Consider the following 12,287-nt stretch of genomic DNA (forward strand, 5'->3'; position numbering starts at 1 on the left):
ATATATTATACGGGAGTTTTGTTATGTCTCACACTATCGACCTGACGCTGGACGGCCTCTCCTGCGGCCACTGCGTCAAACGCGTTAAAGAAAGCCTGGAACAGCGTCCTGACGTTGAAAGCGCTGAAGTGACTATCGACCATGCCGCCGTGACCGGCAGCGCCAGCGCGGACGCGCTGATTGATACCATTAAACAGGCCGGTTACGGGGCGGAGTTAAGCCACCCAAAGGCTAAACCGCTGGCAGAGTCATCATCCCCGTCGGAAGCACTGACAGCGGCCACTCCTGAGCTTCCGGCAGCGGATGATATTGATGACAGCCAACAGCTGCTGATCAACGGCATGAGCTGCGCCAGCTGCGTCTCCCGGGTACAAAACGCCCTGCAGGCGGTCCCGGGCGTCGCGCAGGCACGGGTGAATCTTGCGGAGCGTACTGCGCTGGTGATGGGCAGCGCCTCCGCCGCAGAGTTAGTGCAGGCCGTTGAAAAAGCGGGCTACGGCGCGGAGGCCATCGAAGATGATGCCGAACGCCGCGAGCGCCAGCAGGAAACGGCTATCGCCGCCATGAAGCGCTTCCGCTGGCAGGCCATCGTTGCCCTGCTGGTGGGTATTCCGGTGATGGTGTGGGGCATGATGGGTGACAACATGATGGTCACCGACGGCAACCGCACCGTGTGGCTGGTGATTGGTCTGATTACCCTTGCGGTGATGGTGTTTGCAGGCGGGCATTTCTATACCAGCGCCTGGAAGAGCCTGAAAAACCGTACCGCGACGATGGATACCCTGGTCGCCCTCGGGACCGGCGCGGCGTGGCTCTATTCCATGAGCGTGAACGTCTGGCCCCAGTGGTTTCCGATGGAAGCGCGGCATCTCTATTATGAAGCGAGCGCAATGATTATCGGCCTGATTAACTTAGGCCATATGCTGGAAGCCCGCGCCCGTCAGCGTTCCTCGAAAGCGCTGGAACGCTTGCTCGATTTAACCCCGCCGACGGCCCGCGTGGTCACGGACGAGGGGGAAAAGAGCGTCCCGCTGGCCGAGGTTCAGCCCGGCATGACGCTGCGTCTGACCACCGGCGACCGCGTTCCCGTTGACGGCAAGATAACCCAGGGCGAAGCCTGGCTGGATGAAGCGATGCTGACCGGCGAGCCCATCCCCCAGCAGAAATCTGACGGCGACGCCGTGCATGCCGGTACGGTCGTGCAGGACGGCAGCGTGCTGTTCACCGCCAGCGCCGTCGGCAGCCACACCACGCTATCGCGTATTATCCGCATGGTACGCCAGGCGCAGAGCAGCAAGCCGGAGATTGGCCAGCTTGCTGACAAAATCTCGGCCATTTTTGTGCCGGTGGTGGTCGGCATTGCCCTGCTAAGCGCGGCGATCTGGTACTTCTTCGGCCCCGCGCCGCAGATTGTGTATACCCTGGTGATCGCCACCACGGTGCTGATCATCGCCTGTCCTTGCGCCCTTGGTCTGGCGACGCCGATGTCGATTATCTCCGGCGTAGGGCGCGCGGCCGAATTTGGCGTGCTGGTGCGGGACGCGGACGCGCTGCAGCGGGCCAGCACCCTCGACACGCTGGTGTTTGATAAAACCGGCACGCTGACGGAAGGCAAACCGCAGGTGGTCGCCGTCACGACCGCAGGCATTGCCGAAGAGGAGGCGCTGCGTCTCGCCGCCGCGCTGGAGCAAGGCTCAAGCCATCCGCTGGCGCGCGCTATTCTCGATAAAGCCAATGCGTCTGCCCTGCCGCAGGTGAGCAACTTCCGCACCCTGCGCGGGCTCGGCGTGAGCGGTGAGGCAGAAGGCCATGCGCTGCTGCTGGGCAACCAGGCGCTGCTCAATGAAAACGGTATTGATACCGCTGCGCTGGAAAACGAGCTGAAGGCGCGGGCGTCTCAGGGCGCCACCCCGGTTCTGCTGGCGGTGGACGGCAAAGCCGCCGCGCTGCTGGCCGTGCGCGATCCGCTTCGCCAGGACAGCGTGGACGCCTTACAGCGCCTGCACCGTGCGGGCTACCGTCTGGTGATGCTGACCGGGGATAACCCGACCACCGCCAACGCCATCGCGAAAGAAGCCGGTATTGATGAGGTGATTGCGGGCGTACTGCCGGACGGCAAAGCGGACGCCATTAAAAACCTGCAACGCCAGGGCCGTCAGGTGGCAATGGTCGGCGACGGCATCAACGATGCCCCGGCGCTGGCCCAGGCGGATGTGGGGATCGCGATGGGCGGCGGCAGCGACGTGGCCATCGAAACCGCCGCCATTACGCTGATGCGCCACAGCCTGATGGGCGTGGCCGATGCGCTGGCCATTTCGAAAGCCACGCTGCGCAACATGAAGCAGAACCTGCTGGGGGCGTTCGTCTATAACACCCTCGGGATCCCAATCGCGGCCGGTATTTTGTGGCCGCTGACCGGTACGCTGCTGAACCCGGTGGTCGCGGGCGCGGCGATGGCGCTCTCCTCCATCACCGTGGTCAGCAACGCCAACCGGCTGTTGCGCTTTAAACCGAAGGATTGAACCTTGTACCCGTACGCGCTAGCATGAACCTTTCCGTTTATGGAGCGCGTATGGGTCTGTTTCATCGTATAAAAACATCGTTTCGCGCCCTTTTCCCTCGCCGTTACGCCTGGCCCGGTCTGGATATCTCGCTTCCCGGCGGGCAACACCTGCACCTGGTCGGCAGTATCCATATGGGCACGCAGGGTATGTCACCTCTGCCGCCCGGTCTGATAAAGCGCCTGAAGCGCGCCGACGCGCTGGTCGTCGAGGCGGACATCTCGGGCCATGAGTCACCGTTTGCCGGGCTTGAAAGCGATCTCCCGCTGGCGGAACGTCTGAATGAGGCCCAGCTCGCGGAACTGACGCGCGTCGCCGAGGAAACCGGCGTATCGCTCTCCATGATTGACACCCTGCCGCTGTGGCAAATCGCAATGGTATTACAGGCCACGCAGGCCCAGCGTCTGGGGCTGCGGGGTGATTACGGCATTGATTACCAGCTGCTGAACGTGGCGCGGGCGCGCCGTATGCCGATCATCGAACTGGAAGGTACGGACAGCCAGATTGCGCTCCTGCGAGAGCTTCCCGACGACGGTCTGATGCTGCTGGATGATACCCTCACCCACTGGCACACCAACGCACGCCTGCTGCAGACCATGATTGGCTGGTGGCTGGATGCACCGCCCGCGGACGGCAGGCTGGCGCTACCGTCGACGTTCAGTGAATCGCTGTATGATGTGCTGATGAATGCGCGTAACAAAGCCTGGCGAGAGACGCTGCATGCTCTGCCAGCGGGGGAATACGTGGTGGCGGTTGGGGCGTTACATTTATACGGCGAAGGGAATTTGCCGTCGTTGCTGAAATAAAAAAATGGCCAATATCTCTATTGGCCCGTCAAAGAGGAATTTCATCGTTTTTATTATACCGAAGTGACCTTCGGCTGAGCCGATTGTCGCTCAAAGTGACCATCACTGCCAACACTATTGCGCAAGATGGTGCTATTTTTTAGACAAACGTCAGGCGTATGCTGGCTGCATGAATTGTCTGTCGTAAGAAGGATAGCTATGACTCCCGCCGTTAAATTACTCGAAAAAAACAACATTTCTTTCCGGATCCACACCTACGATCACGATCCGAATGAAACCAACTTTGGTGATGAAGTGGTGCGTAAGCTGGGGCTGAACGCGGACCAGGTCTATAAAACGCTGCTGGTGGCGGTTAACGGCGATATGAAGCACCTCGCCGTGGCGGTGACTCCCGTGGCGGGACAGCTGGATCTGAAGAAGGTCGCCAAAGCGCTGGGGGCGAAGAAGGTGGATATGGCGGATCCGATGGTGGCGCAGCGCACCACGGGCTACCTGGTGGGCGGCATCAGCCCGCTCGGGCAGAAAAAACGCCTGCCGACGCTGATCGATGCCCCTTCACAGGAATTTGAGACCATCTATATTTCCGGCGGCAAGCGCGGGCTGGATATTGAGCTGGCCGCGGGCGACCTGGCGAAAATGCTGGACGCGAAGTTTGCGGATATTGCGCGACGGGATTGAGAAAATTGCCCGGTGGCGCTGCGCTTACCGGGCCTACGATTCGAATGTAGGCCGGGTAAGGCGAAGCCGCCACCCGGCAACACAACCGCACTACTGCCAGCTCACCTCGCCTTTCGGCTCATACGCATTCACGTCAATCGGCGAATTCTGCTCGATATACTGCTTCAGCACTTCTGCATCGATAAAGCCGGTATTCACGTAGCCCGGTTTATTATCAATATGCGGATAGCCGTCGCCGCCGGTGGCGTTAAAGCTTAACGTCGCCAGACGGTAGGTTTTCGCCGGGTCAACCGGTTCGCCTTTGATCTTCAGGTCGTTAAGCTTGCCGTCTTTCGCTACGAAGCTCACGTTGGCAAACTGCGGATAGGCCCCGGAATCCGGCTTCATCTGCGCCACGGCGGTCAGGTAGTCAATGACCTCTTTCCCGCTCATGTCGGCATAAACCACCACGTTACCGAACGGCTGCACCTTCAGAACGTCTTTATAGGTGATGTTTCCGCCTTCGATGGAATCACGAATGCCGCCGCCGCTCATCACGCCAAAATCAGCCCCGGTGCGCGCCATTTGCGCCGCCAGCACCAGGTGGCCCATGTTGGTCTGCACGAAGCGAACTTTGCTGCGGTCCCCCTCCAGACGACCGTTCAGCGTACCGATTTTCACGTCCAGCTGCGCCTTGCCTTTGTTCTGGAACGGCGTCAGCAGGGAGAGCATCTGCTGGTTTTCTGGAATCTCTGGGGTGTAAAGTACGCGCTCGCTTTTCCCGTCCGGGTAAGTGACTTTCTTCTTCAGGTTGACCGGAATGAGCTGATAGTGCACCAGCTTCATCTCGCCGTTACGGAACTCGAAGTCCGCCCGGCCTACGTATTTGCCCCACTCGTGCGCCTGCACAATCCAGATACCGTTCTGACGGTCTGGCGCACACGGCGTGCCCGGCACGTAGTCCACCTGCTTTTTATTCTCGGATGCCATGCAGACCGGATCCTGTGAGTGACCACCCACAATCATCGCCAGCGAGCCCGCCGGCAGGCTGCGCGCCATCTCCACGTCGCCCGGCGCATTGGAGCCGTGCTCACCGTTGTCGTAGTGCCCCATGTGCGTGGTGGCAAAAATCACGTCCGGCTTTTCGTTTTGCTGCAGCTCCTGAATCACCAGCTTTGCTTCGTCTGCCGGTTTGCGGAATTCGATATCGGTGAAGAACTCAGGGTTGCCAATTTTCGCCGTGTCGTCGGTGGTTAGGCCGATGACCGCGATCTTCAGATCCTGACGCTTAAACAGCGCCCACGGCTTGAACAGGCGTTCGCCGGTGCTTTTCTGGTAAATGTTGGCGGAGAGGAACGGGAATTTGGCCCACTTCTCCTGCTGACGCAGGACGCTCAGCGGATTATCAAACTCATGGTTACCGACGGCCATCGCGTCGTAGCCAATCAGGTTCATGCCGCGAAAGTCGGGCTCGGCGTCCTGCAGGTCGGATTCCGGCACGCCGGTATTGATATCGCCTCCCGACAGCAGCAGCACGCTGCCGCCCTGGGCTGCCACCTCTTTACGAATGCCGTCCACCAGCGTTTTTTGCGCCGACAGGCCATATTCGCCGTATTCACTGCGCCAGAAATGACCGTGGTGATCGTTGGTATGCAGAATGGTGATTTTATAGGTTTTGTCTTTTTCATACGCCTGCACGGGCAGGCTTACCAGCCCCCACGCCGCGATGAGCGCCAGCGCGACGCCCCGCTTCATTAACTTCATCTTCTCTCTCCCTGACCAATAGACAAAGGCAGAAATTACAGTGACTAATAAGAATAGACAAATAAGTTTTCAGAATTGCGACTTTCTTCAAATGTCCCGGGCGGGTATGTTAGTCGGATAATAATTACACCCTGCATCGCTAATAACTCAAGACGTGGTAATTCTCTCTATGGCAATCAGTGAATCAACTCAGCCCGTTCCGGGCGCGCAGACGTCGCGCACCTCCTTTAAAGTCTTAGGCGCAATCAGTCTCTCGCACCTGCTCAACGACATGATCCAGTCGTTGATTCTGGCTATTTATCCTCTGCTGCAGTCCGAGTTTTCACTCACCTTCGTGCAGATCGGGATGATCACCCTGACCTTCCAGCTGGCTTCCTCGCTGCTGCAGCCGGTGGTGGGCTACTGGACGGACAAATACCCGATGCCGTGGTCGCTGCCCATAGGCATGTGCTTCACCCTAAGCGGGCTGGTGCTGCTGGCCATGGCGGGGAGTTTTGAGGCGGTACTGGTTGCCGCCGCGCTGGTAGGCACCGGCTCGTCCGTTTTCCATCCGGAGTCTTCCCGCGTGGCGCGTATGGCGTCCGGCGGTCGTCACGGGCTGGCGCAGTCACTTTTCCAGGTGGGCGGTAACTTTGGTAGCTCTCTCGGCCCGCTGCTGGCGGCAGTGATTATCGCCCCGTACGGCAAAGGCAACGTGGCCTGGTTTGTGCTGGCCGCGCTGCTGGCGATTATCGTGCTGGCGCAGATCAGCCGCTGGTATGCCGCTCAGCATCGGGTGAATAAAGGAAAACCTAAAGCGAAGGTTATCAACCCCCTGCCGCGCAATAAGGTTATCCTCGCGGTTGCCGTCCTGCTGGTGCTGATTTTCTCGAAATACTTCTATATGGCGAGCATCAGCAGCTATTACACCTTTTATCTGATGCAAAAATTCGGATTATCGGTACAAAACGCGCAGATCCACCTGTTTGCCTTCCTGTTCGCGGTGGCCGCAGGGACGGTAATTGGCGGGCCGGTGGGCGATAAGATTGGCCGTAAATATGTCATTTGGGGCTCTATCCTCGGCGTAGCGCCTTTTACCCTCATTTTGCCGTACGCCAGCCTTGAATGGACGGGGATTTTGACCGTGATTATTGGTTTTATTCTCGCCTCCGCGTTTTCCGCCATTCTGGTTTATGCCCAGGAGCTGCTGCCTGGACGTATCGGTATGGTTTCCGGACTGTTTTTCGGTTTCGCCTTCGGCATGGGCGGGCTGGGTGCAGCGGTGTTAGGGATGGTTGCGGATCACACCAGCATCTTCCTGGTTTATAAAATCTGCGCTTTCCTGCCACTTCTTGGCATGTTGACCATATTCCTGCCTGATAACCGCCATAAAGCGTGAATTACGGGTAGCTAAACTTATGCTTTAGCTACCTGATACCCTTATACCATAAGGGTTTCCTCTTCATCCCCGCGCTGAATTTATCAAAATGCGCTTTTTTACGTGCATATTGCTGTTTTATTCAAACTTCAACAATTATTCATAAACATAAGGGTAAAAATTGTCATAAACTATTACTTGGTTTTTTGGTATTCACGCCAAAAATGGAACACTCACCACGAAAGGAGACGGAATGCACCACGCCACACCGCTTATCACCACCATTGTTGGTGGACTTGTGCTCGCTTTTATTCTCGGCATGATTGCCAATAAGCTGCGTATTTCTCCTCTTGTCGGCTATCTGCTGGCAGGCGTGCTGGCGGGACCGTTTACGCCAGGTTTTGTTGCGGATACCAAACTGGCCCCTGAGCTGGCGGAATTGGGCGTGATTCTGCTGATGTTCGGCGTCGGCCTGCACTTCTCCCTGAAGGATTTGATGGCGGTAAAGTCGATTGCCATACCGGGAGCGATCGCCCAGATAGGGGTGGCGACGCTGCTTGGGATGGCGCTTTCGGCCGTGCTGGGCTGGTCGCTGATGACCGGTATCGTATTTGGGCTGTGTCTTTCAACCGCCAGTACCGTGGTGCTGCTGCGCGCGCTTGAGGAGAGACAGCTGATAGACAGCCAGCGCGGACAGATCGCGATAGGCTGGCTGATTGTGGAAGATCTGGTGATGGTTCTGACGCTGGTGCTGCTGCCCGCCGTCGCCGGCATGATGGAAAAAGACAATATCGGCTTCGCCTCGCTGGCGCTGGATATGAGCATCACCATCGGGAAGGTGGTGGCGTTTATTGCCATCATGATGCTGGTCGGTCGCCGTCTGGTGCCGTGGATCATGTCCCGCAGTGCGGCGACCGGATCCCGCGAGCTGTTTACCCTCTCCGTGCTGGCGCTGGCGCTCGGTATCGCCTTTGGCGCCGTTGAGCTGTTTGATGTCTCCTTCGCGCTGGGCGCGTTCTTTGCCGGGATGGTGCTGAACGAATCCGAGCTGAGCCACCGCGCCGCACATGACACCCTGCCGCTGCGCGACGCCTTTGCCGTGCTGTTCTTCGTCTCCGTCGGGATGCTGTTTGACCCGCTTATTCTGATCCAGCAGCCGCTGGCCGTGCTGGGCACGCTGGCGATCATTATCTTTGGTAAGTCGCTTGCCGCCTTCTTCCTGGTGCGGATGTTCGGCCACTCTCCGCGGACGGCGCTGACCATTGCCGCCAGCCTGGCGCAGATTGGCGAGTTCGCCTTTATTCTGGCCGGTCTGGGCATGGCCCTGAATCTGCTGCCGCAGGCCGGACAAAACCTGGTGCTGGCGGGGGCGATCCTGTCAATTATGCTGAACCCGGTACTGTTTGCCCTGCTGGAAAAATACCTCGATAAAACCGAAACGCTGGAAGAGCAGACGCTGGAAGAGGCCATCGAAGAAGAGAAGCAGATCCCGGTCGATATTTGCAATCATGCCCTGCTGGTCGGCTTTGGCCGCGTCGGCAGCCTGCTTGGCGAGAAGCTGATGGCGCAGGGCATTCCGCTGGTGGTAATTGAAACGTCACGCACCCGCGTTGACGAGCTGCGCGAGCGCGGTATTCGTGCGGTGCTGGGCAATGCGGCGAACGAAGAGATCATGGAGCTGGCGCATCTGGACTGCGCCCGCTGGCTGCTGCTGACCATTCCCAACGGCTATGAGGCGGGTGAGATTGTCGCCTCCGCGCGCGCGAAGTGTCCAAACATTGAGATTATCGCCCGGGCGCACTACGACGACGAGGTAGATTACATTACCGAGCGCGGTGCGGATAAGGTGGTGATGGGCGAGCGCGAGATTGCTAACACCATGCTGACGCTGCTGGAAAAACCGCCGGTTGAAGTGGCGGTGACGGGTTAAGTTTTGTGCGGCCTGATGCCCTCACCTACAGGGAGAGGGAACAAACACTAAAAACGGCAACCACAGGTTGCCGTTTTGCTTTTACCTGTCCCAATACGCCTCTTCGAGGCTGTCTTCCCGTTCCGGCAGGCCACGCGTTAAGCGCGGTGAGTGCTGGTTCAGCACCTGATAGCTTACGCGGTTGGCGTACTTGCATACCTGCGCCAGCGACGAATAGGTCAGCCAGCTGAACTTGTGCTTGCTGGAATTTGGCACGTTGGTTTTGTGGTAGGCGTTAGCGGTGATGTCGTGCAGCAGCGCGGCCAGCGCGCCGTCGCCCGCGCCGTTGGTATTCATGATCTTCTCCGGCCCGCCCATATACGGGGCGATGTGCGAGTAGATACGCAGCGGATTAACACAGTCTTTAAAACGCATGCCGCGGCTGAACTCGTACTGGTTGAACTCGGCAATCGCGCCGGGCAGCAGCGGGTGCTGGGTTTTGCGTTTGCTCTCTTCTTCGGTGAAGCCAGCCATATACAGCCCAACCGGACCCGCGGTGCAGAGCACCAGATCCACCCAGTCCAGCGCTTTGTCAGACGCCAGCAGCGGATCGCTTTCACCGGTCAGCGCTTCGGCCTCCTCTTCGTTCATCGCCAGAATCGAGACGTGCTCTTTCAGGAAGGTCTGCCACCACTCCGGGTTATCGGCAATCACGAATTTGGTGCCCAGCGTCAGAACGACGGGCACGTCGTACTTCTTCGCGTACTCAATCGCCTTCATGGTCGCTTCCGGCATCGGCTCGCCCGGCTTGCAGCGCACCAGGTAGGAGGTCAGCACCAGCGCCGAGGCGCCCGCAATCACCTCTTCCGGAATACTCTCGGCGCGCAGCTTGTTCATATGCCCCGGGCTGATGGCAAAGGTCCGCTCGCCGGATTCGCCGATCAGCGTAAAGCAGCGGCCAATCGGGCCGTCGACGCCCTGCAGGTAGTTCAAATCGGTGCGGCTGGAGGTGTTGCACAGATAGCGGTAGGCGTAGCCGCCGATTTCAATGTTGCTGCACATCACGCCGAGCAGCACCGAGCGGTCGTCCGCCAGCACGGAGTAGTTGTGCATGGTGTTGCCGATGGTGCCGCCGGCAAACTGATGGGTAATCAGGTTTTCGCGCACCAGCTCCTGGTACAGCGCTTCGGCAACGTCGTCCTCAATCACCAGCGAGTGACCGGCGCTCAGACCGTAACGGGCGACAAACGCATCATCCACTTTCGCTTCAATGTCCACCAGCGTCTGGTCGATACCGACGACCCACGCCGCGCTGGTTTCATTTTCTGGCTGGATTTGCTGCAGGAGCGGATCGCGGGCATCCACGGGGAAGTAGTGTTTGGATTTGCGTTTACCGGGAAATTTCATGGTCTGAACTGTACGAAGAATATGGGCCGGGAATGGTAGCACAAACCCGGCCCGGAGTGCGATCAGCGACCGTTCGTTACCAGCGAGACCATCATGTCGATATGCTCAGGGGAGTCGTTAAGCGCCGGAATGTACTCGTACTTTTCGCCGCCAGCCTCCAGGAAAAATTCCCGGTTTTGCACCGCGATCTCCTCCAGCGTCTCCAGACAGTCTGCCGAGAAGCCCGGCGACATCACCTGAATGTGCTTCACGCCCTTCTCACCCAGCATTTTGAGGGTTTCATCGGTATACGGCGTCAGCCACGGCTCGCGGCCGAAGCGCGACTGGAAAGTCATCATCACCTTCTCCGGCGGCAGGCCGAGGGCGGAAACCAGCTCGCGGGTGGTATCGCGGCAGCGCTGCGGGTAATCATCCCCTTCATTGGCGAAACGCTGCGGGATGCCGTGATAGGAGAGCAGCAGCAGATCCGGCTCGCCGTGTTTTTCAAACGACGCGCGCGCGCTGTTGGCGAGCGCCTTGATGTACAGCTCGTTATCCGCGTAGTCGCGAATAAAGGTCACGCCCGGAATGCGGCGGCGGGTCGCCAGAATGCGCGCCAGCTCGTCCCAGACGGCGGCCACCGTCGAGCAGGAGTACTGCGGGTAGAGCGCCAGCACCACGATATGGTCCACGCCCTGCGCCAGCAGCGAGTCCACCGCGCTTTCCAGTGACGGTTTGCCGTAGCTCATGCCGAGCGCGACGGGCATATCCGGCAGGCGGGCGGCCAGCGCCTTCTCCTGACGACGGCTGTAGACCATCAGCGGCGAGCCCTCTTCCATCCACACGGACTGATAGAGTTTGGCGACGCGCGGAGAACGGATCGGCAGAATGACGCCACGCAGCAGCGGCCACCACAGCAGTCGCGGAAAATCCACGACGCGCGTGTCGCTTAAAAATTGTCGCAGGTAGCGTTTTACCGCGTCTGATGTAGGTGCTTCTGGAGTGCCCAGATTGGCAAGCAGGATGCCGGTTTTCGCCTGACTCATTCACGCCTCTTAACCATTTGAATGGTTGTCAATTGTAGCGGAAATGCGTTTAAACGAAACCCATTGCTGTAATAGGTAAGATGAGAATTTTTCTCACCCGGTGGCCCGGGTGAGAGAGATGCGATTAGCCGAGGATTTTTTCCAGCTCAGCACGCACGTCAGCCACGGCTTTGGTGCCGTCAACTTTGGCGTATTTGGTGTTACCCGCCTGCGCTTCTTTGGTGTAGTAGCCGATCAGCGGCGCAGTCATCTGATGGTATTCCACCAGGCGCTTGCGCACGGTCTCTTCCTGATCGTCTTTACGGGTGGTCAGCTCTTCGCCGGTCACGTCGTCTTTGCCTTCAACCTTAGGTGGGTTGAATTTGATGTGGTAAACGCGGCCAGAGGCAGCGTGTACGCGACGGCCAACGATACGGTCAACGATCAGCTCGTCCGGTACGTCGAACTCCAGAACGTAGTCCACGTTGATGCCCGCTTCCTTCATGGCGTCAGCCTGAGGAATGGTGCGTGGGAAGCCGTCCAGCAGGAAACCGTTACGGCAGTCTTCCTGAGCAATGCGCTCTTTGACCAGAGCAATGACCAGCTCGTCGGTCACCAGCTTGCCTGCGTCCATGATGTCTTTCGCCTGTTTACCCAGCTCGGAGCCAGATTTAACAGCGGCGCGCAGCATATCACCGGTGGAGATTTGCGGAATACCGTATTTCTCCATGATGAACTGAGCCTGAGTTCCTTTACCCGCGCCCGGAGCGCCAAGCAGAATAATACGCATTGCGAAAATCCCCTCAAAAGTCGTTTCAATTT

9 protein-coding genes are annotated in these 12,287 nt (G+C 58.6%); 5 read left to right on the forward strand and 4 right to left on the reverse strand.

Going from position 1 to position 12,287, the window contains the following annotated elements:
* Window positions 1-23: 23 nt before the first annotated feature.
* The 3 genes from copA to ybaK all read left to right on the forward strand — a co-directional run bounded on the left by copA (window position 24) and on the right by ybaK (window position 4,045).
* Window positions 24-2,522, forward strand: a complete 2,499-nt coding sequence (gene copA, locus N6P30_RS11115; RefSeq protein ID WP_023293130.1) for a copper-exporting P-type ATPase CopA — start codon at window positions 24-26, stop codon at window positions 2,520-2,522.
* A 50-nt stretch (window positions 2,523-2,572) separates the two neighbouring features.
* Entirely contained in the window at window positions 2,573-3,367 is a 795-nt protein-coding gene (locus N6P30_RS11120; protein WP_023293131.1) for a TraB/GumN family protein, read from the forward strand.
* Window positions 3,368-3,565: 198 nt separating this feature from the next.
* On the forward strand, window positions 3,566-4,045 hold the full coding sequence (gene ybaK / locus N6P30_RS11125) for a Cys-tRNA(Pro)/Cys-tRNA(Cys) deacylase YbaK (protein WP_021241623.1): 480 nt from the start codon (window positions 3,566-3,568) through the stop codon (window positions 4,043-4,045).
* Window positions 4,046-4,135: 90 nt separating this feature from the next.
* On the opposite strand, the gene ushA is transcribed toward ybaK, so the two are convergent.
* Window positions 4,136-5,788, reverse strand: coding sequence for a bifunctional UDP-sugar hydrolase/5'-nucleotidase UshA (gene ushA, locus N6P30_RS11130; protein ID WP_023293132.1), 1,653 nt, complete (start codon window positions 5,786-5,788; stop codon window positions 4,136-4,138).
* Window positions 5,789-5,957: 169 nt separating this feature from the next.
* On the opposite strand from ushA, the gene N6P30_RS11135 reads away from it, so the two are divergent.
* Window positions 5,958-7,166 (forward strand): MFS transporter, encoded by a 1,209-nt coding sequence (locus N6P30_RS11135; RefSeq protein WP_023293133.1) that lies wholly within the window; start codon window positions 5,958-5,960, stop codon window positions 7,164-7,166.
* A 232-nt stretch (window positions 7,167-7,398) separates the two neighbouring features.
* Complete coding sequence (ybaL, locus tag N6P30_RS11140; RefSeq protein ID WP_058673599.1) at window positions 7,399-9,075, forward strand: YbaL family putative K(+) efflux transporter; 1,677 nt, start codon at window positions 7,399-7,401, stop codon at window positions 9,073-9,075.
* An 81-nt stretch (window positions 9,076-9,156) separates the two neighbouring features.
* On the opposite strand, the gene N6P30_RS11145 is transcribed toward ybaL, so the two are convergent.
* The 3 genes from N6P30_RS11145 to adk form a co-directional block, all read right to left on the reverse strand.
* Window positions 9,157-10,461, reverse strand: a complete 1,305-nt coding sequence (locus N6P30_RS11145) for an inosine/guanosine kinase (RefSeq protein WP_023293135.1) — start codon at window positions 10,459-10,461, stop codon at window positions 9,157-9,159.
* A gap of 62 nt (window positions 10,462-10,523) precedes the next feature.
* Entirely contained in the window at window positions 10,524-11,486 is a 963-nt protein-coding gene (gene hemH, locus N6P30_RS11150) for a ferrochelatase (RefSeq protein WP_008499301.1), read from the reverse strand.
* A 124-nt stretch (window positions 11,487-11,610) separates the two neighbouring features.
* A complete protein-coding gene (gene adk, locus N6P30_RS11155; protein ID WP_006809841.1) occupies window positions 11,611-12,255 on the reverse strand; it encodes an adenylate kinase in 645 nt (214 codons plus the stop codon).
* Window positions 12,256-12,287 lie beyond the last annotated feature (32 nt).

It is taken from the genome of Enterobacter sp. PL1 (genome assembly GCF_945957325.1).
In the GTDB taxonomy this organism is placed as follows: Bacteria; Pseudomonadota; Gammaproteobacteria; order Enterobacterales; family Enterobacteriaceae; genus Enterobacter; species Enterobacter roggenkampii.

Excerpts from the sequence above, each read along its gene's own strand:
- N6P30_RS11135 (WP_023293133.1), top strand. The coding sequence starts at position 5,958 with ATGGCAATCAGTGAATCAACTCAGCCCGTTCCGGGCGCGCAGACGTCG.
- N6P30_RS11145 (WP_023293135.1), bottom strand. The coding sequence starts at position 10,461 with ATGAAATTTCCCGGTAAACGCAAATCCAAACACTACTTCCCCGTGGAT.
- copA (WP_023293130.1), top strand. The coding sequence starts at position 24 with ATGTCTCACACTATCGACCTGACGCTGGACGGCCTCTCCTGCGGCCAC.
- ybaL (WP_058673599.1), top strand. The coding sequence starts at position 7,399 with ATGCACCACGCCACACCGCTTATCACCACCATTGTTGGTGGACTTGTG.
- ybaK (WP_021241623.1), top strand. The coding sequence starts at position 3,566 with ATGACTCCCGCCGTTAAATTACTCGAAAAAAACAACATTTCTTTCCGG.
- N6P30_RS11120 (WP_023293131.1), top strand. The coding sequence starts at position 2,573 with ATGGGTCTGTTTCATCGTATAAAAACATCGTTTCGCGCCCTTTTCCCT.
- ushA (WP_023293132.1), bottom strand. The coding sequence starts at position 5,788 with ATGAAGTTAATGAAGCGGGGCGTCGCGCTGGCGCTCATCGCGGCGTGG.
- hemH (WP_008499301.1), bottom strand. The coding sequence starts at position 11,486 with ATGAGTCAGGCGAAAACCGGCATCCTGCTTGCCAATCTGGGCACTCCA.
- adk (WP_006809841.1), bottom strand. The coding sequence starts at position 12,255 with ATGCGTATTATTCTGCTTGGCGCTCCGGGCGCGGGTAAAGGAACTCAG.